Genomic DNA, 23,768 nt, shown 5'->3' on the forward strand with positions numbered 1-23,768 from the left:
TCATGGAAGACCTGTCCGAGGAGGAGCGCGAGCTCGCCGCCATGGTGCGTGAGTTCGCCGACACCGTCGTGGCCCCTCAGGCCTACGAGGCCGACCGCACGCACACGCTGTCGATGGACGTCGTGTCGCAGATGGGCGACCTGGGCCTGTTCGGCCTGCCGTTCCCGGAGGAGTACGGCGGCCAGGGTGGCGACTACATGGCACTCGGCATCGCGATCGAGGCGCTGGGTCGCGTGGACCAGTCCATCGCGATCACCCTCGAGGCGGGGGTGAGTCTCGGAGCGATGCCGATCTTCCGGTTCGGCACGGAGGCGCAGCGCCAGGAGCTGCTGCCTGACCTCCTCGCCGGACGGGCGCTGGCGGGGTTCGGACTCACGGAGCCGGAAGCGGGCAGCGACGCCGGCGCGACGAGGACGACCGCCCGGCTGGAGGGCGACGAATGGGTGATCGACGGCTCGAAGCAGTTCATCACCAACTCGGGCACCCCCATCACCCGCTTCGTCACCGTGACCGCGGTCACCGGCACCGCCGACAGCGGGCGCAAGGAGATCTCCACGATCATCGTCCCGAACGGCACACCGGGCTTCACCGTCGAGGCACCCTACGACAAGGTCGGCTGGAACGCGTCCGACACGCACCCGCTCACGTTCGACGGCGCACGCGTGCCCGCATCGAACCTCGTCGGGGAGCGGGGCACCGGCTTCCGCAACTTCCTCAGCATCCTCGACGAGGGACGCATCGCCATCGCGGCACTTTCCACCGGCGCGGCGGAAGGATGCCTGGAGGCGGCGGTCGAGTACGCGAAGAGCCGCACGATCTTCGGCAGCGCACTCAGCACCCGCCAGAACGCCCAGTTCACCCTCGCGCGCATGCGAGCCCGCGTGCACACAGCCAGGCTCGCATGGCATCACGCCGCCCGACTGCGCGATGCAGGGAAGCCGTTCGCCGAGGCGGCGGCGATCGCGAAGCTCGTCGGCGGCGAGGCGGCCATGGACAACGCCCGAGACGCGACCCAGATCTTCGGCGGGAACGGCTTCATGAACGAGTTCCCCGTGGGTCGGCACTACCGCGACTCGAAGATCCTCGAGATCGGCGAAGGCACGACCGAGGTGCAGCTGCTCGTCATCGCCCGCGGGCTCGGCCTCGCCGGGTAGCGTGGCCATCATGACGCACGACATCCTCCAGCGGGGCCTGTACTACGAGGAGTTCGAGCTCGATGCCCGCTACCTGCATCGCCCGGGGCGCACCGCCACGGAGGCGGACAACGTGCTCTTCACGACGCTCACCATGAATACGCAGGCGCTGCATCTCGACGCGGCCTTCGCCGACGCCCAGGAGCCGTTCCACGCGCGGCTCATGAACTCGATGTGGACGCTCTCGACCATGGTCGGCGCCTCCGTGGCGCAGCTGACGCAGGGCACGCTGGTGGCGCAGCTCGGCTTCGGCGACATCACCTTCCCGCATCCCCTGTTCGCGGGGGACACGCTGTACACCGAGAGCGTGATCGTCGACCGACGCCTCTCGTCGTCCCGGCCGGGTCAGGGCATCGTGCAGATCGCCCACACCGGTCGCAACCAGGACGACACCGTCGTGGCCACGGCCGTGCGCTCGGTCCTGGTCCACTGCCTTCCGGAAGGATCCGCCGCATGACGTTCGACCTCGGGCCCGCGCTGCTGTTCTGCCCTGCGGACCGTCCCGAGCGCTTCCACAAGGCGCTGGAGAGGGCCGACGCGATCATCCTCGACCTGGAGGATGCGGTCCTGCCGGACGCGAAGGAGACCGCGCGGGGGAACGTCATCACCGCCGACCTCGACCCGGCGCGCGTGATCGTGCGTGTGAACGCCCCCGACAGCGATGCCTTCGCCGCCGACCTCGAGGCGCTCGCGCGGACCGACTTCCGCACCGTGATGGTGGCGAAGACCGAGAGCCCCGAGGCGTTGTCCGCCTTCGACGACGGGTACTCGCTGATCGCCCTGTGTGAGACCGCCCGTGGCATCCACGCCGCGGACCGCATCGCCGCCCATCCGCTGGTCGTGGCGATGATGTGGGGCGCGGAAGATCTCGTCGCGTCCCTCGGGGGCACCTCGTCACGGAACGCCGACGGCGAGTACCGGGAGATCGCCCGCTACGCCCGGTCCCGCGTGCTCCTCGAGGCGGGCGCCCACGGCAAGTCCGCGATCGACGCGGTGCACATCGACCTGGATGACGCGGCGGGACTCGAGCGCGAGGCCGTGGATGCCGCGGCGTCGGGATTCCGCGCCACCGCCTGCATCCATCCGAACCAGGTCGCGGCGATCCGCGCCGCCTATCGGCCGGACGACGACACCGTGGCCTGGGCGCACGCGGTGCTGGAGGCGGCGCGGAGCGAGCGAGGCGTCTTCCGTTTCCGGGGACGCATGATCGACGAGCCGGTGCTCCGACACGCGCGTTCGGTGATCTCCCGCGCGGGCTGAAGCCATCCGGTCAGAGAACCGGCGACTCCTCGAGCAGACGCAGGTAGCCGGGTGCGGCGACGAAGCGATGCGCCGATCCGTTGCGCAGCACTTCGCCCTCGCGGGGGAGAGTGCCGCCGGAGACATGATCGATGACGGCGCGGATCACTCCACCGTGCGCGACGACGATGACCGATTCCGCCCGAGGCGTGGACCGGCGGCGTGCCTCGCGCGCGATGGCGTGCAGAGCGGTGATGGCACGCTCGCCGACCTCCTGCAGCGACTCGGCACCGGGTACCTCGGCATGCCAGTCGCCGTAGGTCGCGATGTAGTCCTCGACGAGCATGCCCTCGCCGTCGCCGAACTCCCGCTCGCGGATGTCGGGGACGACACCGACGACCTCCAGCCCGAGGCGCTCCGCGATGATCTCCGCGGTCTCCTTGGCCCGCAGCAGCGGACTCGTGTAGACGGCGTGATGCGTGCTGCCGGCCAGCTTCTCTGCCGCCCAGCGTGCATCCTCCCGCCCGGTGTCGTTCAGCGGGATGTCGGTGGAACCCTGGATGCGACGAGCGAGGTTCCAGTCGGTCTGGCCATGGCGGACGAGGGTGAGGTGGGTCACGAGAGGAGTTCCTGGAGTGCGGGGAGCACGTCGCTGGTACCTGCGGCGATGGTGACATCGGCCCAGGCGTCCGCACGCGTCGGCTCGCGGTTGACGATGATCAGGGGGATGCTGCGGCGGCGCGCGCGCTCGACGAGACGCACACCGGAGTTGACCACCAGCGAGGAGCCGGCGACGATCAGGGCGGAGCTGGAGCGCAGCAGCGATTCCGCCGCACGGAAGCGGTCCTGCGGGACGTACTCGCCGAAGAACACGACGTCGGGCTTGAGCATCCCGCCGCACACGGTGCAGACGGGGACGATGAAGCCCTCCGTGCTCTCCGGCAGCACATCGCCGTCCGGGGCGAGCGCGACGTTCTCCGGCACGGTGATCCAGGGATTGAGCTCCTCGATCTGCACGGCGATGTCGCGGCGGTCGAAGACCTGGCCGCACCGCAGACACAGGACTCGACGCATGGTGCCGTGCACCTCGATCACGTGCGAGCTGCCCGCCCGGAGGTGCAGACCGTCGACGTTCTGGGTGATGACGCCCGAGACGTGCCCCGACGCCTCCATCTGCGCGAGGGCGATGTGTCCCGCGTTCGGCCCGGCCTGCGCGAAGGCGCGCCAGCCGAGGTGCCCGCCGACCCAGTAGCGACGCCGCGCGGCCTCGTCACCCAGGTAGGTCTGGATCGTCATCGGGTCGCTGCGGGTCCGGGCGCCCTCTCCGCGGTACGCGGGGATGCCCGAGTCCGTGGAGATGCCGGCGCCGGTCAGGAGTGCGATGCGCCTGTCGCGCAGCAGCTCGGCGGCGTGGGCGATGGTGGCCGACAGCTCGGCGGTGTTCGACACGCTCACAGGACCTCCTCGAGCGAGTCTACGGCGTGCGGGCGGGACGGGGCTTCCCGCGGGAGGGGCGGTCCGTGGCCCCGGGTTCGGCGCGACCGGTGTCCGGTGGCAGAGTGGACCCCGTGGAACTGCTGCCTGTGACGGATGCCGACGACCCTCGACTCGACGACTACCGCGGACTCACGGACACCGCGCTCCGCGCCCTGTCCGAGCCGACCGGCGGCCTGTACATCGCCGAATCGACCAAGGTCATCGCCCGTGCGGTCGCGGCGGGTCATCGTCCGCGCTCGGTCCTGGTGCAGGAGCGTCGGGTGGAGGACATCCGCGAGATCGTCGGCACCTTCGACGTCCCGGTGTACGTCGTCCCGGACGAGGTGGCCGAAACGGTGACGGGCTTCGCCGTGCACCGCGGGACGATCGCGTCGATGCACCGTCCGGCGCTGCCGACCGTGGGTGAGGTGCTCGAGGGCGCCACCGTCGTGCTGATCCTGGAGAACATCGGCGACCACACGAACGTCGGTGCGGCCTTCCGCGCGGCCGCCGGTCTCGGTGCGGACGCCGTGCTCGTGTCTCCGGGAGGGGCGGACCCCCTCTACCGGCGCAGTGTCCGCGTGAGCATGGGCACCGTCTTCCAGGTGCCGTGGACCCGCATCACGGACTGGGATTCCGCCGTCGCCGACCTCCACGCCGCGCACTTCGACATCGCGGCGCTGGCCCTGCGCGACGACGCGGTCACCCTCGACGCCTATGTCGCCGACCGGCCCGAGCGCGTCGCCCTCGTGATGGGCTCCGAGGGCGACGGTCTCTCCCGCACGGTGCTCGATCACGCCGACACGGTCGTCACGATCCCGATGTCGGGTGGCGTCGACTCGCTGAACGTGGCTTCGGCTGCGGCCGTCGCTCTCTGGGCCGTGAAGAGCTGACCCGTCAGTCCCGCTCGGGGAAGATCACCGGCGAGGGCTCGGGCCGCTTGGCCGTGATCGTGTCGCCCGAGGACTGGTGCCGCAGCCGACGCAGGACCCAGGGGACCAGGTGCTCGCGCGCCCAGCCGAGGTCCTCGGATCGCGCCTCCCGCCAGGTGCGCAGCGGGAACGGCTCGGGCTGCATGGCCTCCAGGTCGTTCGGGACGTTGAGCGCACGCAGCACCATCCGTGCCACCTCGTGGTGTCCGAGAGCGTTGTAGTGCAGCCGGTCGTCGTCGAAGAAGCGCATGTCCTGCACGACCTTGAGCGCCCACTGGTCCGCGACGATGCAGTCGTGGCGCTCGGCGATGGCGCGGACGTTCTCGTTGTAGATGGCGACCTTGCCGCGGAACGCACGGAACACGGGCGTGAAACCGGTGTCGATGCCGGTGAACAGGAGGACGGCGGCACCGGTCGATGACAGGCGGGACACCGCGTCCTCGAGCTGGCTCGCGATCACGTCGGGATCGGTGCCGGGGCGGATCACGTCGTTCCCGCCGGCGCAGATCGACACCAGGTCGGGGCGCAGGGCGACGGCGGGTTCGATCTGGTCGGCGACGATCTGGGCGATGAGCTTCCCGCGGACGGCGAGGTTCGCGTACGCGAAGTCGTCGACCTGGGCGGCGAGCACCTCGGCGACGCGGTCCGCCCAGCCCCGGTGGTTGCCCGGATGCGCCGGATCAGGGTCGCCGATGCCCTCCGTGAAGGAGTCTCCGACGGCGACGAAACGGCGCCACGGGTGCGCGGTCTCGTTGGGGACGTAGGGGGTCCGAGGCGAATCCTGGTCGGTCATCCAGCTCTCCTTCGCGAACGTTCTGCGCCCGCGACGGTGGCCGCAGCGCAGAGACAGAGCCTACCCGCAGCGGCAGGTCCGGGGGAGGGGCACGCGCGGGAACCGTGGCGAGTGATCCAGTGTCCGCGGCAGCGATTATCGTGGACTCGATGCTCTCTCCGTCCTTTCCTCAGCGCGCCCCCTGGGGAACCGCAAGCAAGCTGCGCGCCTGGCAGCAGGAGGCGCTCGACCAGTACTTCGAGGCGGACCAGCGGGACTTCCTCGTCGCCGCCACCCCCGGCGCAGGAAAGACCACCTTCGCCCTCACGCTGGCCGTCGAGCTCATGCGCATGGGGGAGGTCAACCGCATCATCGTGGTCGCCCCGACCGAGCACCTCAAGACGCAGTGGGCCGACGCCGCCGCACGCGTGCACATCCGCCTCGACCCACGGTTCCGCAACAGCGACTGGGCGCCGGCGCGGCACTATCACGGTGCGGTGGTGACCTACGCGCAGGTCGCGGCGAAGTCCTCGGTGCACCGCCACCTCACCGAAGACGCGAAGACCCTGGTCATCCTCGACGAGGTGCATCACGGCGGCGACGCACTCAGCTGGGGCGACGCGATCCGCGATGCCTACGGACCCGCCAAGCGCCGCCTCCTCCTCTCCGGTACCCCCTTCCGCAGCGACACGGCGCCGATTCCCTTCGTGGAGTACCACCCGGACGAGTCCGGTGCGCGCATCTCCCGCACCGACTACAACTACGGCTACGGCCGGGCACTCGCCGACGGCGTCGTCCGCCCCGTGCTGTTCCACATGTACGCGGGCAAGATGCGCTGGCGCACGACCACCGGCGATGAGCTCGAGACGCACCTCGGTCAGGACAACACGAAGGACGTGACGTCGCAGGCCTGGAGGACGGCGCTCGACCCCGAGGGCGACTGGATGCCGGCCGTGCTGTCGGCGGCCGATCGACGTCTCACCGAGATCCGACATCACGTACCGGATGCCGGCGGACTCGTGCTCGCGACCGACCAGACGGTCGCGCGCGCCTACGCCAAGATCCTGCACAGCATCACGGGCCAGCAGGCGACCGTCGTGCTCTCCGACGACGCCACGGCCTCGGAGCGGATCGAGAAGTTCAGCGCGAACGATTCGCGGTGGATGGTCGCCGTGCGCATGGTGTCCGAGGGCGTCGACGTCCCTCGTCTCGCCGTGGGCGTGTACGCGACGTCGTCGTCCACCCCGCTGTTCTTCGCACAGGCGATCGGCCGCTTCGTGCGGGCCCGACGTCGGGGCGAGGCCGCCAGCGTGTTCCTTCCGCAGGTGCCCGTGCTGATGGGGCTCGCGAACGAGATGGACAAGCAGCGCGACCACGCGCTCGACCGGCAGTCGAAGGAGGAGGACGGCCTCGACGACTCGCTCCTCGAGAGCGCCAATCGCGAGGAGGAGACCTCCGATGCGCTGACCCAGGAGTTCAGCTACCAGGCGCTCTCGTCCGTGGCGCACTTCGACCGTGTGGTGTTCGAGGGGCAGGAGTTCGGACAGCTGGCCGAACCCGGTACGCCGGAGGAGGAGGAGTTCATCGGCTTCCCCGGACTCCTGGAGCCCGAGCACGTGCACGAGCTGCTCATGCAGCGTCAGAGCCGGCAGTCCCGGCTGCGTGAGGCGCGCGAGGCCTCCACGGCACCGACCGAGACCACGACGCTGCCCCCGCCCCTGCATCGCACGCTCAAGGAGCAGCGGCAGCTGCTGAACAGTCTCGTGGGTCTGTACGCCCGGCAGAAGGGCGAGCCGCACGGCGCCGTCCACGCGGAGCTCCGGCGCATCTGCGGCGGGCCCGCGGTGGCGCAGGCGACCGTGACGCAGCTGCAATCGCGCATCGAGGTCCTGCGCAAGCGCGTCCGCTCCTGACGGGTGCGTCTCGGGCCACGTCCGCTGCCGCGCTTCGGAGCCCCGAAATGCTGTCAATCCGCGGCTGAGCGAGGTGTCCGACCGGCGGCGCGGATAGCGTGGAACGGTTGCCCGCGCTCCGGGCACTGCCCCACCTGGAGGAACCATGACAGCCCCTGCTGCCGCCGACCCGACCCCCGCCGATCGCCGGCGCTGGGCCCGTTACCTCGTAGAGGAGCGCGCCGAGGGCGCCGTGTACCAGAAGCTCGCCGCGCGCCGTGAGGGGGAGGAGCGGGAGATCCTGCTCAGCCTCGCCGATGCCGAGCGCCGCCACGAGCAGCACTGGCTGGACCTGCTCGGTACCGAACCCGCACGCCTGCCTCGTGCCGGTATCCGCTCGCGCATGCTCGGGTGGATGGCCGGTCGGTTCGGATCGATCTTCGTCCTCGCTCTCGCACAGAGCGCCGAGGCTCGTTCTCCCTACGATTCCGAGCAGTACGCGACGCCCGCCATGCGAGCCGATGAGAAGGTGCACTACGAGGTCGTCCGCGGTCTCGCCGCCCGCGGTCGTCGTCGGCTCTCCGGCTCGTTCCGCGCCGCCGTGTTCGGTGCCAACGACGGTCTGGTGAGCAACCTCGCGCTCGTGCTGGGCATCGGCGCCACCGGGGTCAGCTCCGGGTTCGTGCTCTTCAGCGGCATCGCGGGGCTCCTGGCCGGCGCCCTGTCGATGGGCGCGGGGGAGTTCGTCTCGGTGCGCTCCCAGCGCGAGCTCCTGGCCGCGACTGAGGCGAACGAGGATGCGGCCGCGGCCGCGGTCGACCTGGACATCGATGAGAACGAGCTGGCACTCGTCTACCGCGCGCGGGGCATGGACCAGCAGGAGTCCCTGGCGCGGGCGCACCGCATCGTGGAGGCGGCGCAGGCCGGTGTCCGCCGCACGGCGACCGGACCGGTGAACATCCAGAGCGGCGACGACCACGAGATCGTCGGCAGCGACTGGACGGCCGCGATCTCCAGCTTCCTCCTCTTCGCGTCGGGCGCGATCATCCCCGTGCTGCCGTGGATCTTCGGCCTCCAGGGCGCGACGGCGATCATCGTGGCGCTCGTGCTGGTCGGCATCGCCCTGCTCAGCACCGGCGCCATGGTCGGTGTGCTCTCCGGCGGCCCACCCCTGCGTCGCGCCCTGCGCCAGCTCGCGATCGGCTTCGGCGCCGCCGCGATCACCTACGTCCTCGGTCTCCTCTTCGGCGTGGGTGCGGTCTGATCGAGGATCGTCCCGTCAGCCGTCCGAGCGGGTGATCGCGGGGAACGTGTAGCCGCCGTCGAGGACGGACGCGTCGGGTTCGTACATCCGCATCACCGGACGGAAGTCACCGGCCGGCGCGGGCAGCCAGTTCGCCGCGGCGGTGGGCTCGGCCGGCGGCTCATGACTGATCGTGATGGTCAGGGCACCGTCCTCGTCGCGGACGAGCCCCGGCGTCCGATCGCCGATCGAGTAGCGGGCGATCGGGTTCTCGACGAGGTAGAAGTCCGGAACCGAGTACATCGTGAGCGACCAGAAAGCGGCGACGGGCGGCGGGGGATCGAGCCGCAGCGTGTACGTCCGTGCACCCGTGAGCTGTTCACCACGGTCGTCGACGTAGGTCATGATGTACGCCGCCTCATAAGGGTGGTTTCCCCAGAGGCCTCCGAGGGCGGCGGCCGCGCGTTCGACGATGCGGAGCTTCGGGTCGCTCATCTTGAATCGATCATCGTCGAGCGCGCCGATCTCGAAGTAGTCGAGGTTGTAGTCGAACGCGTGGAACGTGAGCTTCCACCCGTTCTCCTCGGGACTGGACCCGTGGGTCAGGGCCGTGTGCAGCACCTCCTTCGCCGCGTCCAGGTCTCCCACGAGCCGGGCGGCCTCGGACAGGGAGATCGACGCGTACGGCGAGGGTCCGGCCGTGGTGATGCCCGTCGCGGCGAGTGACTCCTGCAGCGGGACGTCGCGGGGTGCCGGCGGGAACTGCTGGGACCATACCCGGAGCTTCTCGAGGAAGCGCGCGCTCTCCGGGACGAGCGGGTCCGGTTCGGCCAGGCCCGCGGGGGAGGCCCCGTCGTCGAGCGGCCGGAGGGTCGTCGCGTCCTGGAGCGCGTGCACGGTCGGAAGGTCGGCATCGTCGCTGACGGCCCACCGGCCGACGATCGAGGCCACGGTGGTGGGGAACCGGATGACCGTCAGGCCACCGGCGTCTCCCGACCATTCCGGCGGGACCAGGAGGAATGCGCCCGCGGCCGTCCCCGTCGCGCGATGGCCGACGTAGGCGAAGTTGTTCGTCCAGGCGTCGACGAACTGCAGCACGTAGTAGCGCCCGGCCGTGTCCGGCACGCGCAGCTCGACCGGTCCGACGCTCAGGTCGACCTGCGCCATCGAATACAGCGTGTCGTTGTTGATCGTGACGAAGGTGTCGTCGGGCCCGGCGAGCGTGCGGGCGTGGCTGAACGTGTTGAAGGGGGCGGCCGGGTTCGCTCCGACCCCCGTCGTCGTGTAGCGGATCACCTGATCGAGGTTGAAGACGAGCGGGAATCCGTAGAGGTAGGCCTGGAGGATGGCGGCACGGTCTGCGTCGAGGTCGGTCATGCACGCAGGCTAGCCACACGGCGCGAGATCAGGATCGAGGGATCATCCATACCGGATGAGGCATACGGCGACGACGAGGCGCCCGACGGGATCGCCCGCGGAAGGAAAGAGGGGCAGATACGAAGAAGCCCCGGAGCATTCCTGGCGAACCAGGGATGCTCCGGGGCTGTCTGTGCGCGGAGGGGGACTTGAACCCCCACGCCCTTACGGGCACTACGACCTCAACGTAGCGCGTCTACCATTCCGCCACCCGCGCAGGTGTTGGATTTGATCGTTGCCGACCGAAGAATGAGATTAGCACGATATCCGGCGGGCTTCGAACCGAGCGGTACGCCCGGGCGTGGCTCGCCGTTTCGATAGCCTTGAGCACATGATCGATCCCTCGCTTCCCGAGGTCGTGCGCATCGCGAGCGACCTCATCCGCTTCGACACCTCCAACTTCGGCGGAGGGAATGCGAAGGGCGAGCGGGAGGCTGCGGAGTACGTCGGCGCGTACCTCGAGGAACTCGGCCTCGAGGTCGAGTACTACGAGCCGATCCCGCGCCGCACCAACGTGATGGCCCGCGTCCGCGGTCGCGACAGGGACAAGCCCGCCCTGGTCGTGCACGGGCATCTCGACGTCGTACCGGCGATGCCCGAGGACTGGACCGTCGATCCCTTCGCCGGGATCGTGCAGGACGGGATGCTGTGGGGCCGCGGCGCGGTCGACATGAAGAACATGAACGCGATGATCCTCACGGCCGTCGCCGAGATCCTCCGCGCGGGAGAGCAGCCGGAGCGCGATCTCGTGCTGGCGTTCTTCGCCGACGAGGAGAACGGCGGGGTGGAGGGCTCCGCACTCGTGGTGAAGGACCGCCCCGAGTGGTTCGAGGGCGCCACCGCCGCCATCAGCGAGGTCGGCGGGTACTCCATCACGGTCGACGACCGTCGCGCCTACCTGCTCCAGGTCGGCGAGAAGGCGCTGATCTGGATCCGTCTGGTCGCGAAGGGGCGTGCGGGCCACGGCAGCCGTCTGCACGACGACAACGCCGTCACCAAGCTCGCGGAGGCCGTGGCTGCCATCGGACGGACGCGGTGGCCGATCCGCCTCACGGCGACGACGAAGGCCCTGTTGGACGGCCTGAGCGAGCTCACCGGACGCAGCACGGACGATCCGGATGCCCTCGCGTCCGCCGCAGGTCCTGCGGAGGCCTTCCTCCGCTCGTCGTTCCGCACCACCACGAATCCCACGGCGCTCACCGCCGGCTACAAGCACAACGTGATCCCCGAGCGCGCCGAGGCGCTGATCGACGTCCGCGTGATCCCCGGCACCGAGGACGATGTGCTCGCCGAACTCCAGCAGATCGTGGGCGACGACATCGAGATCCAGACGGTGGTGAGGGACATCGGCATGGAGACGCCCTTCGAGGGCGACCTCGTCGAGGCCATGGTCGCCAGCATCGGCCGCCACGACCCCGGGATCCCCGTGATCCCGTATCTCCTCGGCGCCGGCACCGACAACAAGGCGCTGGCCTACCTCGGCATCACCGGCTACGGCTTCGCGCCGCTCAAGCTGCCGGCCGACCTCGACTTCACAGGCATGTTCCACGGTGTCGACGAGCGAGTGCCCGTAGAATCGCTTGTCTTCGGTCAGCGGGTGCTGGCCGATCTGCTGCGCACGTTCTGAGCGCCGCGCGCTCCGTGCCGTCCCTGACCTGAAGGCCCTTCCATGCACCTGCTCGAAGCACTGATCCTCGGCATCGTCCAGGGACTCACTGAGTTCCTCCCGATCTCGTCCAGCGCCCATCTGCGCATCCTCGGCACCTTCCTGCCGTCGGGGGAGGACCCTGGGGCGGCCTTCACGGCGATCACGCAGATCGGCACCGAAGCAGCCGTCGTGGTGTTCTTCTGGCGTGACATCGTGCGCATCATCACGCAGTGGTGCCGTTCGCTCGTCGGCAAGGCGCCCCGCAACGATCCGGACGCCCGGATGGGGTGGCTCATCATCATCGGCAGCATCCCGATCGTCGTGCTCGGCCTGCTGTTCCAGGACCAGATCGAGACCGTGCTCCGCTCGATGTGGATCGTGGCGATCATGCTCATCGTCTTCGGCATCCTGCTCGGGATCGCCGACTACGTCGGAGCAAAGCGCCGCAAGCTCGACGATCTGACCTACCCGCACGGCATCGCCTTCGGGTTCGCGCAGGCCCTCGCCCTGATCCCCGGCGTCTCCCGGTCGGGCGGCACCATCACAATGGGGCTGTTCCTCGGGTACGAGCGCGCTGCTGCGGCTCGCTACGCGTTCCTGCTCGCGATCCCCGCGGTGTTCGGCAGCGGCTTCTACCAGGTGTTCAAGAGCTGGGACGAGCCGTCGTTCTTCTCCTTCGGCGACACCCTCGCGGCCACCGGCATCGCGTTCGTGGTCGCCCTCGGTGTGATCGCGTTCTTCATGAACTGGATCTCGAAGCGCAGCTTCCTGCCCTTCGTGATCTACCGGATCCTGCTCGGCAGCGTGCTGCTGGTGCTCCTCGGCACCGGCGTGATCGCGGCCTGAGCCGGCCTCGCCGCCGGGCGGTTCAGCGCTTGCGGTCGCCCGGGCCGTCGTCGCGACGACGGAGGTAGCGCTCGAACGCCTGCGCGATCGCGTCGCCGGACGCCTCGGGGGAGTCCCATGTGTCGCGGGTGCGCTCGAGCTGGCGGATGTACTCCGCCATGTCCTCGTCCTCGGACGCGGCGGCGTCGATCGACGCCTCCCAAGCAGCGGCCTCGGTGCGGAGCGTCTGACGGTCGACGTCGACGCCGGTGAGCTCCTCGAGGCGATCCAGGAGTGCGAGCGTCACCTTCGGCGAAGGCGTCGCGGAGGCGACGTAGTGCGGGACGCTGGCCCACAGGCTCGCCGTGGGGATGCCCGCATTCTCGGCGAAGTGCTCGAAGACGGTGAGGATCCCGACCGGGCCCTCGTACAGCGAGCGCTCGAGACCGTGCGACTCCCGCACCTGCTCGTTCTGGCTGGAGGCGAAGATCGAGATCGGTCGGGTGTGCGGCACGTCGGAGAGCATCGCCCCGAGCGTCACGAGACCGGTGATGTCGTCCCGCAGGGCCACGTCGATGAACTCCGAGGCGAACGCCTGCCAGGTGCGCGCGGGCTCGGCGCCGGTGAGGAGCCAGAACTCGGGACCGGGACCGGGGTCGCGCGGACGCCACAGCCCCGCCTCCGGCCAGGTGAGCTGTCGGCGTCCCTCCGCGTCCATCCGCGTCGACGGACGCGTGTACTGGTAGTCGAAGTACAGCTCGGGGTCGACGGAGTGCACGAGGTCGTACTCCGTCGATGCACGCAGCGCCTCGATGGCACCGCTCGCTGCTTCACCCGCATCGTTCCAGCCGTCGAAGGCGGCGATGACGATGCGCGGACCGAGAACATCCATCGAGGGCTCCCTTCGAGATCGCGGTCGTGATCCTTCCAGGCTAGTCCGCGAGGACGGGATGCGGGCGGCACCCCGGCTAGCATGGGTTCAGTGAGCAGAAAGCCCAGCGCGGTCCTTTGGGACATGGATGGAACACTCGTCGACACCGAACCGTATTGGATGGCGGCGGAGACGACGCTGGTCGAGTCCTTCGGCGGCACCTGGAGCCACGAGGACGCACTGCAGCTCGTGGGCAGCGGCCTCCTCGACAGCGCCGCGATCCTGCAGAAGGCCGGCGTCGCGATGGAGGCCGAGGCGATCGTCTCGCATCTGACAGACATGGTGCAGGAGTCCCTGCGCACCCAGGGGGTCCCGTTCCGCCCCGGAGCCCGTGAGCTGCTGCGCGATCTGCGGGACGCCGGCATCCCGACCGGCCTGGTGACAATGTCGCTGCGGCGGATGGCCCTCAACGTCGTCGAACTGATCGACTTCGAGGCGTTCGACATCGTCGTCGCGGGCGACGACGTGGACAACCCGAAGCCCCACCCCGAGCCCTACCTGCAGGCAGCGGCCCTCCTCGACGTGGACATCGCGGACGTCGTGGTCATCGAGGACTCCCCGACGGGTGTCCGCGCCGGACTCGCCTCGGGTGCCGTAACGCTGGCCGTGCCGCACATCGTGCCACTGGACCACCTCGGCGCACATGAGCTCTGGACGACCCTCGCGGGTCGCGGAGCGGATGACCTCGCCGACCTCTACGACGAGAAGAGCACCATGACGGGAGCGACCCGATGACCGTTTCCCGCGCTCCCCGTCCGAGCGGACCCTTCCGCATCGGCGACCGCGTGCAGCTCACCGGTCCGAAGGGCCGCCTGCACACCGTGACGCTCCGTGAGGACGGAGAGCTCCACACGCACCAGGGAGTGCTCCGACACCGCGACCTGATCGGCCTGCCCGACGGCTCCGTGGTCGCCAACAGCTCCGGGCACGACTATCTGGCGCTGCGCCCGCTGCTGCGCGACTTCGCGATGTCGATGCCCCGCGGTGCGGCGATCGTGTACCCCAAGGACGCTGCGCAGATCGTGATGCAGGCCGACATCTTCCCCGGCGCCGTCGTGGTGGAGGCCGGCGTCGGCTCCGGAGCGCTCTCGCTGTCGCTGCTGCGCGCCGTCGGTCACGACGGCAGCCTGATCTCCTTCGAGCGTCGCGAGGACTTCGCCGATGTGGCCCGCGGCAACGTCGAGACGTTCTTCGGCGAGTCGCCCGACACCTGGCGCGTGGTCGTCGGAGATCTCGTCGAGGCGCTGCCGAACGAGGTGACCGCGGGTTCGGTCGACCGCGTGGTCCTCGACATGCTCGCTCCCTGGGAGTGCATGGACGCCGTCGCCGATGCGCTCACCCCCGGCGGGGTCGTCCTCTGCTACGTGGCGACCGCGACGCAGCTCTCCCGGGTGGCCGAGTACATCCGCTCCACCGGCCTCTTCACCGACCCCGATGCCTCGGAGACCATGGTCCGCGGCTGGCATGTCGAGGGTTTGGCCGTGCGGCCGGACCACCGCATGGTCGCGCACACCGGGTTCCTCCTCACCGCACGCAGGCTCGCCCCGGGCGCGGTGGCACCGTCGGTGAAGCGACGCGCGTCGAAGAGCAGCTACGGAGATGAGGACGTGGAGCTCTGGACTCCCGGCGCCGTCGGCGATCGCGAGATCAGCAACAAGAACCTGCGCAAGCGCGCCCGAGAAGCCGAGAAGGCCGCGGAGGGGGCGCGCCTTGCCGCTGCCTCGCGCGATTCCGGGCACGCGACGGAATAGACTGGAGCGCGTGCGTAAAACGTCCGCCGTTCTGGCCTCTCTCAGCCTTGCCGTCCTCGCCCTGACCGGGTGCACCGCCGCGGCGCCCGGCGGCGTCGCCTGCGATCGTGCTGCCGGGGGAACCGACATCCTGGATGCGGTCAGCGTCTCGGGTGACGTCGGGTCCGCGCCGGACGTCGACGTCTACTCGCCGCTGCACCTGAAGAAGTCGTCGTTCGCGGACGCGACGGTCGGCGACGGGCGGGAGATCCTCACCGACCAGCAGCTGCTCGTGGTCGAGCTCTCGATCTTCAGCGGCGAGACGGGGAAGAAGGTCTACTCGACTCCGTACGACGGGAATCGCGGCAACGTCTCGTCCGCCACATTCTGGGCGAAGCAGTCCCCGGGGCTCGCGGACGTGTTCGAGTGCGCGACGGCCGGATCGCGGATCGTCGCGGGTCTCACGTCCGACGACTTCGGCGCCAACAACCTCCAGGCCTTCGGGCTCTCCGCGGACGACAATGCGGTGTTCGTGATCGACGTCGTCGACGTGTACCTCTCCCGCGCCGAGGGCACGCTGCAGTTCAACGACGCGAAGGGCATGCCGACGGTGGTGCGCGCCTCCGATGGCACGCCCGGCGTGATCATCCCGGACAGCGCCGCCCCGACCAAGCAGGTCGTGCAGACCCTCATCAAGGGGGACGGCGACAAGGTCGAGGCCGGCCAGCTCCCGCTGCTCAACGTCACGGCCGTCGGCTGGGACAGCAAGAAGGTCATCACCACCACCTGGGGCCAGAGCCCCACCGGCGACCTCTCGAAGTCCGCCCCGACCGTCGGAGAGGCCCTGATCGGCCAGACCGTCGGATCGCAGATCCTGGTCGTGACGCCCGCCGGCGAGAGCGGACAGGCCGTCGCCTACGTGGTCGACATCCTGGGCGCAGTCACGGCGCCGACGCAGTGATGGCCACCCGTATCCCCGCGGAGGAGCGCCTGACGAATCTCGTCGTGGCGCTGATGGCCACGGAGATCGGGTTGACCAAGCAGCAGATCCTCGACAACGTCTCCGGCTATCGTCAGCGCGCGGACGCCGGCACGCGATCCGACGCGCTCGAGAAGATGTTCGAGCGCGACAAGGACGAGCTGCGGACGCTGGGCGTGCCGATCGAGACGATCGGCGACGCCGCCGACCCGAACGACCTCCGCGAAGCCCGCTACCGCATTCCGCAGGCCGAGTACGACCTGCCCAGCGACATCGAGTTCTCTCCCGCGGAGCTGGCGGTTCTGCGGCTGGCCGGAAGCGTGTGGAGCGCGGAGTCGGTCTCGGGTGACGCTCAGTCCGGGGTGCGCAAGATCCGTGCACTGGGCATCGACGGTGACGAGCCGATCATCGGCTTCGCGCCGCGCATCACCGCGCGGGACGCCGCGTTCTCGCCGCTGCAGGATGCGATCGAGCGCTCCAAGGTGGTCACGTTCGACTACCTCAAGCCGGGGGAGGACGCTCCTCGCCGGCGGCGGATCCGACCGCTCGCTCTGGTCGACTACGAGGCACGCTGGCATGTGTTCGGCGTGGATGTCGACGTCGAGGAGGATCGCACCTTCCTGCTCAGCCGCATCGTCGGCGACGTCAAGGTCAGCCCGACCGCCTTCGACCCGGCGCTTCGCGACGGCGCGGGGGAGCGGGCTCTGGCCGGACTCGAGCGCGTCGCCGCCGAGAACTCCGCCCTTCTGGAGATCACGCCGGGCACCGAGGCGGCACTCCGTCTCGGGCGGCGCGCCACCTCCGCGGCCCAGGGCATCCGCGTACCGTTCGTCGACATGCACATCCTCGCCGACGAGCTCGCGTCGTACGGACCCGAGGTCCGCGTCGTCGAGCCCGCGCCGCTGCGGGATGCCGTGATCGCGCGTCTCCGAGCAGTCGTCGACACCCACACGGACATCGAGGAGGCACGATGAGCGCGAAGTCGAAGCCGCTGCTCGCCGCCGAGCGCGTCCGGCTGTATCTCACGCTCGTGCCGTACCTGCTCGAGCACGGCCAGGTCTCCCTCGCGGAGGCGGCCGAGGAGTTCGGCGTGACACCGCAGGAGATGCGGGGCATGGTCGAGAAGCTGACCGTGATCGGACTCCCCGGTGAGTCCGGCTACTGGCAGCAGCCCCAGGAGATGTTCGACATCAACTGGGACCTGCTCGACCTCGAAGACGTCATCGAGATCACCAACGATGTCGCCCTCCGGCGGGTGCCGCGATTCACCGCGCGCGAGGCCGCGGCCCTCCTGGCGGGACTGCAGATGGTCGCCGCCGTACCGGCCGTCTCGGATTCGGGGCTCGTCGCCGGACTCATCTCGAAGCTCTCGCGCGGCGCCGCGGACGCGCCCGCCGATGTCGTCGTCGCTCCGAGCGCCGTCGATGAGGTCCGCGAAGCGGTCGCCCGCGGTCTCCACGAGGGCGTCGCGATCTCGTTCACCTATCAGGCGCCGGATGCGTCGCCGACGACGCGCACGGTCGACCCCGTGCAGATCCTCATCACGAACGGCCAGTGGTACCTGCAGGGCTGGTGCCACCTTCGCCAGGCGATGCGCACGTTCCACCTCGACCGGGTGAGCGCGCCGAGCCTCACCGACATCCCGATCACCCACGGCGGCGACCAGGTCCCGGAGGCCTTCGCCGGGCTCGACGATGAACGCGAGGTCACCGTGCGCGTGCCGGAGCGACTGGCCCCGCTGCTGAACGGGTTCCTCCCGTCCGAGGCGATCGATGCGGGAGAGGGATCCGTGACGGCTCGGCTCCATCTCGCCGACCCCCGTGGCATCAAACGGCTCGCGGCACGCTTCGGCGGTGCGATGGAAGTGCTCGATCCGGGCATCGCCCGAACGGCGACACGCGACTGGGCGTCTGCCGGACTCGCGCTCTACCGCAGCCCCGATGCACGGATTTGATCTGTAGACTGAACCGAACGCCCACCAACGACGGGAATCTCGACATGTTCGCTGGAATGCAAGGCTGGCACCTGCTCATCGTGCTCGCCGTGATCCTTCTCCTCTTCGGTGCTGCCAAGCTGCCGGCGCTCGCGAAGAGCATGGGGCAGTCCGCCCGCGTCTTCAAGGGCGAGATGAAGGCGATGAAGGAAGAGGACGCCGGTCGTGCGGACTCCACCTCTGTCGACCCCACGGTGAAGGACCCTGGTTCCGAGCCTGAGACTCCGCCTCGCGCCTGACCGGCCGTGGCAGCCATCGAACCGACCGTGAAGCCGAAGGCTGAGCGGGATCGGCGGATGTCGCTCGGTGCGCATCTCGTCGAACTGCGCAAGCGTCTGATGTACGCGGCGCTGGCGCTGGTGGTCGGCATGGTCATCGCGTTCCTGATCACCGATCCGGTCATCAGCTTCATCACCAAGCCGATCAACGACATCGCGGAGCAACGCGGCGAAGATGTCGCGGCGCTCGTGTACTCCACGATCACCGGTCCCTTCGACATGCGGATGCGGATCGCCTTCTCGCTGGGTCTGTTCATCTCGGCCCCGGTATGGCTGTGGCAGATCTGGGCGTTCATCATGCCCGGACTGACCCGCAAGGAGATCCGCTACACCGTCTCCTTCGTCGCCGCGGCAGTGCCGCTGTTCTTCGCCGGCTGCTACGTCGGTGTGATGATCCAGCCGCACATCATCGAGCTCATGGCCGGGTTCACCCCGGAGGGTGCCAAGAACCTCTTCCAGGCGCAGGAGTACTACGACTTCATCTTCAAGCTCATGATCGTGATCGGGATCTCGTTCGTCCTCCCGGTCTTCCTGGTGGCTCTGAACGTCGCGGGCATCATGTCAGGCCGGGCGATCCTGAAGGGCTGGCGTGTCGCCATCATCATCGCGACCGTCTTCGCCGCCCTCGCAACCCCCGCCGCCGATGTCATCAGCATGCTGATGCTCGCGGGCATCCTCATCGTCCTCTTCTTCGCAGCCGCCGGTCTCTCGCTGCTCTTCGACCGTCGCAAGCGCAAGCGCGAAGCGGCGTCGGGGCTGCTGCCGGACGCGGCATGAGTTCGCCCTCCGAGAGGTACGCCCAGGCCCAGCAGGCGGCGGAGCATCCCGAGTCCGCCGCGTTCGCCGCCCTGCAGAAGTTCGATCTCGATCCGTTCCAGGTGGCCGGATGCCACGCCCTGGAGAACGGCCGCAGCGTGCTCGTCGCCGCGCCCACCGGCGCGGGCAAGACGATCGTGGGCGAGTTCGCGATCCATCTCGCGATGCAGACTCCGGCCGACAAGGCGTTCTACACGACGCCCATGAAGGCGCTGTCCAACCAGAAGTTCCGCGAGCTGGTCGACGTCTACGGCGCCGATCAGGTCGGGCTCCTCACCGGCGACACGAACATCAACGGGAACGCGCGCATCGTGGTGATGACCACCGAGGTGCTGCGGAACATGATCTACGCCGATTCGGCGGCGCTGCGTGATCTTCGCTACGTGATCATGGACGAGGTCCACTACCTCGCCGACCGCTTCCGCGGCGCCGTGTGGGAAGAGGTCATCATCCACCTGCCGCAGCAAGTGCGGCTCGTCTCGCTGAGCGCCACGGTCTCGAACGCGGAGGAGTTCGGCGACTGGCTCGACACGGTGCGCGGGGACACCGAGGTGATCGTCTCCGAGATCCGCCCGGTTCCGCTGGAGCAGCACGTGCTGGTGCGCGACGACCTCCTTCCCCTGTTCGACGACCGCGCGGGCCTGGCGACGGCGAAGGTGAACCAGGAGCTGATGCGCATCCGCTCGTCGACGGGTTCGACGTACGAGAGCAACCGACAGGCGCAGTCCTATCGCAGCGATCGGCATGCGGGACGTCAGGCGAAGCGCCCGCATCGCGGGGGCCGACGACCCGTTCGCCCCGGGAACACGCAGCGGATCGAGCGGATGGACCGTCCCGACGTGATCCGCCTCCTCGAGCGGGCCAACCTGCTGCCGGCCATCTTCTTCATCTTCAGCCGCGTCGGCTGCGACGCCGCCGTCCAGCAGGTGCGCCGGTCCGGGCTGCGACTGACCTCCACGGAGGAGCGCACCGAGATCCGCTCGATCGTCGAGGACCGTACCAGGACGCTGCAGGACGAGGACCTCGACGTGCTCGGCTACTGGGAGTGGCTGGACAACCTCGAGCGCGGCGTCGCCTCCCACCACGCGGGGCTGCTGCCCGCGTTCAAGGAGGTCGTCGAGGAGCTCTACCAGCGCAAGCTCGTGAAGGTCGTCTTCGCCACCGAGACCCTCGCGCTCGGCATCAACATGCCGGCGCGCACGGTCGTGCTCGAGAAGATGGAGAAGTTCAACGGCGAGGCCCGCGTCGCGATCACGTCGGGGGAGTACACCCAGCTCACCGGCCGTGCCGGTCGTCGCGGCATCGACGTCGAGGGCCATGCCGTGGTCCAGTGGACCGAGGGGATGGACCCGCAGGCGGTCGCCGCGCTCGCTTCTCGGCGCACCTACCCGCTGAACTCCAGCTTCCGACCGACCTACAACATGGCCGTGAACCTCATCGACATGTTCGGCAAGACGAGGGCTCGACAGATCCTCGAATCGTCGTTCGCGCAGTTCCAGGCGGACCGTGCGGTCGTCGGGCTCGCCCGTCAGGTGCGGGAGGCCGAGGAGTCCCTGGCGGGCTACCAGAGCGCGATGGCGTGCGAGCACGGCGACTTCCCGGAGTACGCGGCCATCCGTCGCGAGCTGAGCGATCTGGAGAAGAAGAACCGTCAGGATTCGCAGGCGCCTCGGGCCTCCCGCGACAAGCGCATGAAGCGCATCCAGACCCTGCGCACCCAGATGCAGCGCCATCCGTGCCATCGATGCCCCGATCGCGAGGCGCATGCCCGGTGGGCCGAGCGCTACTGGAAGCTCAAGAGGCAGACCGACCGCATCCGTCGCCAGATCGAGACGCGCACGGGAACGGTGGCGCGCGTCTTCGATCGCGTCGTCGAGGTGCTGGAGACTCTGGATTATCTGACCGAGGTCGACGGCGAGACCGCGCTGACGGAGGCCGGACGCACCATGCGCCGCATCTACGGCGAACGCGACCTCCTCGTCGCCGAGTCGCTCCGACAGGGCCTGTGGGCCGGTCTCGACGCCCCGTCCCTCGCCGCCATGGCGTGCTGTCTCGTGTACGAGCCGCGACGCGATGAGGCGAATTCGGGGGAGCGGGGCCTTCCCCGCGGCGCGTTCCGTACCGCCTACGAGAAGACGACGACGCTCTGGGCCGAGCTCGACGACCTCGAACAGGACCATCACCTGCCCGGCAGCGAGCCGCTCGCCGCGGGCTTGGCCGGCGCGATGCACGCGTGGGCACGGGGAGGGTCTCTCGATCGGGTCCTCATCGACGCGGACATGGCCGCCGGTGACTTCGTGCGCTGGGCGAAGCAGACCATCGATCTGCTCGACCAGCTCTCGATCGTCGCGGAGGACGGGGCCCTCGCGCGCACCGCGCGGACCGCGCTCGACGGCGTCCGGCGCGGCATCGTCGCCTACTCGTCGATGTGACAATGGAGGGGATGTCCGAGTCCCGAGCGCGCGAGCGCGCCCTTCTCCCGCTCTGGGCCGCGGTGCTGGCCGCCGCTCTCGCCGCCCTGTCGATGAATCTCGCCTACCCGGAGGCGGCGGTCTGGGCACTCGCGTTCCCCGCGACCGCCCTGCTGCTGCTCTCCCTGATCGGGAGGCGCTTCGGGGGCGCCCTGCTGGTCGGACTCGTCTACGGCATCCTCTTCTTCGGGCTCCTGGTCTCGTGGACCTCGCGCTACCTCGGCCCGATCCCGTGGGGCGCTCTCAGCGTCGTCGAGGGGGGCCTGACCGCCCTGGCCCTGATCCCGATCGCCCTGGCCTATCGCTGGCTCCCACGAGCCTTCCCCGGCGCTGCAGGGCGCCTTCTGGGGCTTCCGGCGACCGTCGCGGCCCTCTGGGTCGGTCGCGAGCTCTTCGTCGGCTCCTGGCCGTACGGGGGCTTCCCGTGGGCGCGCATCGGGATGAGCCAGGCGGAGAGCCCGCTCGCGCCGATCTCGTCGTGGCTGGGCGTCAGTGGACTCAGCTTCCTGATGGTGCTGCTCGTCGCGATGCTCATCGAGGTCGTGCGACTGCGCGCCTGGCGTCGTCCGGTGCGCGTCCTCGCACCCGCTGCGCTCGTCGTGGTCCTGCTCTTCACGCCGCTGTTCCCCACCTCGTCGACCGGTTCCCTGCGGATCGCAGCCGTTCAGGGAAACGGTCCGACGGGGTACTTCGACGATCGCGAGCCGTTCTCGGTCATCCAGGCTCAGACCGACGCGACCGCTCCGCTCTACGGAGAGGACGTGGACCTGCTGGTGTGGCCGGAGGGATCGCTCGACGGAGACCCGTTCCAGAACGACGCTCTCGCGAGACGCATGACCCTGATCACGAACAGGATCGACGCGCCGCTGCTGGCCAACGCGGCGACCGGTCGAGACGGCCTGTACTTCAACACCTCGATGCTGTGGACGTCGAACGGCACCGCGACCCAGACCCACGACAAGCGCCACCCGGTGCCGTTCGGGGAGTACGTCCCGGATCGCGCCTTCTACAACGCGATCGTCCCCGATCTGATCGGGCTCATCCAGCGGGAGTACACCCCCGGATCGAACCCGCCCATCATGGATGTCGACGGGGTGCTGGTCGGTCTCGCGATCTGCTTCGACGTGATCTACGACGACGTCATCTGGGAAGGCATCGGCGACGGCGCCCAGGTCCTGGTGTTCCAGACGAACAACGCCGACTTCCGCGGCACCGACGAGAATCTGCAGCAGCTCGCCTTCGCCCGCATGCGCGCGATCGAGACCGGACGCAGCGTCGTGAACGTCTCGACGGTCGGGACGAGCCAGGTCATCCGCGCAGACGGGACCACGGTCACGAGCCTGGACGCAGGAGAGGCCGGAGCGATGCTCGAAGATGTCGAGCTCCGGTCCGGCCTCACGGCGGGGGTTGTCCTGGGCCCCTGGATCCAGATGATCCTGCTCTGGGGCGGGTTGGGCGCGCTCGGCCTCGGGTGGTGGCGCGCCCGGAAGCGCTAGGCGCCGATCTTCTCGCGGGTCGGGTCCTCGCCGGCACCGCGGCGGGCGCGGATGAACGCGAGGCGCTCTTCCAGGAGCTCTTCGAGCTCTGCGCGGGTACGACGCTCCAGGAGCATGTCCCAGTGCGTGCGGGCGGCCTTCTCGTCGCTGGCCTCGAGCGTCACGGCGTGGCCGTCGACATTCAGGCGGGCCTCGGCGCCGCATGCGCGGCATTCCCAGGTCTGGGGCGGTTCGGCGTCTGCCGCGAACATGAGGTTCGTGACGTGGCCGCAGGTGTCACAGGTGTAGGTGGTCTCACGGCGCTCCATGAAAACGACGCCCTCTTCGCTCTGTAGGCTCTGGGCGCCGAGTCGGATGCCGCGCAGGCTGCGATCTGCCATTTTGTGGTCCTCTCGTCGCTGTCAGGTATAACGCTCCAGCCTGTGCGCTTCATCCACG

General features: G+C 69.3%; 23 protein-coding genes and 1 tRNA gene. 17 read left to right on the plus strand and 7 right to left on the minus strand.

All coding sequences use genetic code 11. The features are described from left to right. The first annotated feature begins 2 nt into the window (after nt 1-2). The 3 genes from MME74_RS08935 to MME74_RS08945 are packed head-to-tail and all read left to right on the plus strand — an operon-like array spanning nt 3 to nt 2,453. Entirely contained in the window at nt 3-1,154 is a 1,152-nt protein-coding gene (locus MME74_RS08935; protein ID WP_267418481.1) for an acyl-CoA dehydrogenase family protein, read from the plus strand. 10 nt (nt 1,155-1,164) lie between these two features. Then, nucleotides 1,165-1,650, plus strand: coding sequence for a MaoC family dehydratase (locus MME74_RS08940; RefSeq protein WP_267418482.1), 486 nt, complete (start codon nt 1,165-1,167; stop codon nt 1,648-1,650). Next, nucleotides 1,647-2,453, plus strand: coding sequence for an HpcH/HpaI aldolase/citrate lyase family protein (locus MME74_RS08945; RefSeq protein WP_267418483.1), 807 nt, complete (start codon nt 1,647-1,649; stop codon nt 2,451-2,453). Before MME74_RS08940 ends, MME74_RS08945 begins: the two co-directional genes overlap by 4 nt. Before the next feature lie 10 nt (nt 2,454-2,463). On the opposite strand, the gene MME74_RS08950 is transcribed toward MME74_RS08945, so the two are convergent. After that, the gene (locus MME74_RS08950; protein ID WP_267418484.1) at nt 2,464-3,051 is read right to left on the minus strand and encodes a histidine phosphatase family protein; all 588 of its coding nucleotides are present in this window, start codon (nt 3,049-3,051) and stop codon (nt 2,464-2,466) included. Then, a complete protein-coding gene (locus MME74_RS08955) occupies nt 3,048-3,887 on the minus strand; it encodes a Sir2 family NAD-dependent protein deacetylase (protein ID WP_267418485.1) in 840 nt (279 codons plus the stop codon). The genes MME74_RS08950 and MME74_RS08955 overlap by 4 nt, the downstream gene beginning before the upstream one ends. A gap of 113 nt (nt 3,888-4,000) precedes the next feature. Between MME74_RS08955 and MME74_RS08960 the strand changes: the two genes are divergently transcribed. Then, the gene (locus tag MME74_RS08960) at nt 4,001-4,801 is read left to right on the plus strand and encodes a TrmH family RNA methyltransferase (RefSeq protein WP_267418486.1); all 801 of its coding nucleotides are present in this window, start codon (nt 4,001-4,003) and stop codon (nt 4,799-4,801) included. Nucleotides 4,802-4,805: 4 nt separating this feature from the next. Here MME74_RS08960 and MME74_RS08965 read toward each other — a convergent pair whose 3' ends face one another. After that, entirely contained in the window at nt 4,806-5,633 is an 828-nt protein-coding gene (locus MME74_RS08965) for an SGNH/GDSL hydrolase family protein (RefSeq protein WP_267418487.1), read from the minus strand. A 149-nt stretch (nt 5,634-5,782) separates the two neighbouring features. Between MME74_RS08965 and MME74_RS08970 the strand changes: the two genes are divergently transcribed. Together MME74_RS08970 and MME74_RS08975 are read left to right on the plus strand one after the other, a co-directional pair. Continuing rightward, nucleotides 5,783-7,525, plus strand: coding sequence for a DEAD/DEAH box helicase (locus MME74_RS08970; RefSeq protein WP_267418488.1), 1,743 nt, complete (start codon nt 5,783-5,785; stop codon nt 7,523-7,525). Nucleotides 7,526-7,670: 145 nt separating this feature from the next. Then, a complete protein-coding gene (locus tag MME74_RS08975; RefSeq protein WP_267418489.1) occupies nt 7,671-8,768 on the plus strand; it encodes a VIT1/CCC1 transporter family protein in 1,098 nt (365 codons plus the stop codon). A 15-nt stretch (nt 8,769-8,783) separates the two neighbouring features. Here the strand turns inward: MME74_RS08975 and MME74_RS08980 are convergent, their stop codons facing one another. Together MME74_RS08980 and MME74_RS08985 are read right to left on the minus strand one after the other, a co-directional pair. Beyond that, nucleotides 8,784-10,124 (minus strand): DUF1254 domain-containing protein, encoded by a 1,341-nt coding sequence (locus MME74_RS08980; protein WP_267418491.1) that lies wholly within the window; start codon nt 10,122-10,124, stop codon nt 8,784-8,786. A gap of 173 nt (nt 10,125-10,297) precedes the next feature. After that, nucleotides 10,298-10,380: transfer RNA gene (locus MME74_RS08985), tRNA-Leu, on the minus strand. 114 nt (nt 10,381-10,494) lie between these two features. On the opposite strand from MME74_RS08985, the gene MME74_RS08990 reads away from it, so the two are divergent. Together MME74_RS08990 and MME74_RS08995 are read left to right on the plus strand one after the other, a co-directional pair. Further along, a complete protein-coding gene (locus tag MME74_RS08990; RefSeq protein ID WP_267418494.1) occupies nt 10,495-11,790 on the plus strand; it encodes a M20/M25/M40 family metallo-hydrolase in 1,296 nt (431 codons plus the stop codon). A gap of 42 nt (nt 11,791-11,832) precedes the next feature. Then, on the plus strand, nt 11,833-12,657 hold the full coding sequence (locus MME74_RS08995) for an undecaprenyl-diphosphate phosphatase (protein ID WP_267418496.1): 825 nt from the start codon (nt 11,833-11,835) through the stop codon (nt 12,655-12,657). A gap of 22 nt (nt 12,658-12,679) precedes the next feature. On the opposite strand, the gene MME74_RS09000 is transcribed toward MME74_RS08995, so the two are convergent. After that, nucleotides 12,680-13,528 carry a PAC2 family protein gene (locus MME74_RS09000; RefSeq protein ID WP_267418498.1) on the minus strand — a complete coding sequence of 283 codons (849 nt, stop codon included), beginning with the start codon at nt 13,526-13,528 and terminating at the stop codon, nt 12,680-12,682. A gap of 81 nt (nt 13,529-13,609) precedes the next feature. Here MME74_RS09000 and MME74_RS09005 point away from each other — a divergent pair, with 81 nt between their 5' ends. The 9 genes from MME74_RS09005 to lnt are packed head-to-tail and all read left to right on the plus strand — an operon-like array spanning nt 13,610 to nt 23,330. Beyond that, nucleotides 13,610-14,302, plus strand: coding sequence for an HAD family hydrolase (locus MME74_RS09005; protein WP_267418500.1), 693 nt, complete (start codon nt 13,610-13,612; stop codon nt 14,300-14,302). Continuing rightward, on the plus strand, nt 14,299-15,318 hold the full coding sequence (locus tag MME74_RS09010) for a tRNA (adenine-N1)-methyltransferase (RefSeq protein ID WP_267418501.1): 1,020 nt from the start codon (nt 14,299-14,301) through the stop codon (nt 15,316-15,318). The genes MME74_RS09005 and MME74_RS09010 overlap by 4 nt, the downstream gene beginning before the upstream one ends. Nucleotides 15,319-15,328: 10 nt before the next feature. Further along, nucleotides 15,329-16,258 (plus strand): hypothetical protein, encoded by a 930-nt coding sequence (locus MME74_RS09015; protein WP_267418502.1) that lies wholly within the window; start codon nt 15,329-15,331, stop codon nt 16,256-16,258. Beyond that, nucleotides 16,258-17,250, plus strand: a complete 993-nt coding sequence (locus tag MME74_RS09020; RefSeq protein ID WP_267414433.1) for a helix-turn-helix transcriptional regulator — start codon at nt 16,258-16,260, stop codon at nt 17,248-17,250. Before MME74_RS09015 ends, MME74_RS09020 begins: the two co-directional genes overlap by 1 nt. After that, nucleotides 17,247-18,230: a helix-turn-helix transcriptional regulator gene (locus MME74_RS09025; protein ID WP_267414435.1), complete on the plus strand. Its 984-nt coding sequence runs from the start codon at nt 17,247-17,249 to the stop codon at nt 18,228-18,230. Before MME74_RS09020 ends, MME74_RS09025 begins: the two co-directional genes overlap by 4 nt. A 44-nt stretch (nt 18,231-18,274) precedes the next feature. Next, nucleotides 18,275-18,508, plus strand: coding sequence for a twin-arginine translocase TatA/TatE family subunit (gene tatA / locus MME74_RS09030; protein WP_267414437.1), 234 nt, complete (start codon nt 18,275-18,277; stop codon nt 18,506-18,508). Nucleotides 18,509-18,565: 57 nt separating this feature from the next. Then, nucleotides 18,566-19,324, plus strand: coding sequence for a twin-arginine translocase subunit TatC (tatC, locus tag MME74_RS09035; protein ID WP_267418547.1), 759 nt, complete (start codon nt 18,566-18,568; stop codon nt 19,322-19,324). Continuing rightward, nucleotides 19,321-21,795, plus strand: coding sequence for a DEAD/DEAH box helicase (locus tag MME74_RS09040; protein ID WP_267414438.1), 2,475 nt, complete (start codon nt 19,321-19,323; stop codon nt 21,793-21,795). Before tatC ends, MME74_RS09040 begins: the two co-directional genes overlap by 4 nt. Before the next feature lie 11 nt (nt 21,796-21,806). Further along, entirely contained in the window at nt 21,807-23,330 is a 1,524-nt protein-coding gene (lnt, locus tag MME74_RS09045; RefSeq protein WP_267414440.1) for an apolipoprotein N-acyltransferase, read from the plus strand. Here the strand turns inward: lnt and MME74_RS09050 are convergent. Further along, nucleotides 23,327-23,710: an RNA polymerase-binding protein RbpA gene (locus MME74_RS09050; protein WP_267414442.1), complete on the minus strand. Its 384-nt coding sequence runs from the start codon at nt 23,708-23,710 to the stop codon at nt 23,327-23,329. The two genes, lnt and MME74_RS09050, sit on opposite strands and share 4 nt — an antisense overlap. Nucleotides 23,711-23,768 lie beyond the last annotated feature (58 nt).

The sequence above is a fragment of the Microbacterium oxydans genome, from assembly GCF_026559675.1.
GTDB lineage: Bacteria > Actinomycetota > Actinomycetes > Actinomycetales > Microbacteriaceae > Microbacterium > Microbacterium oxydans_D.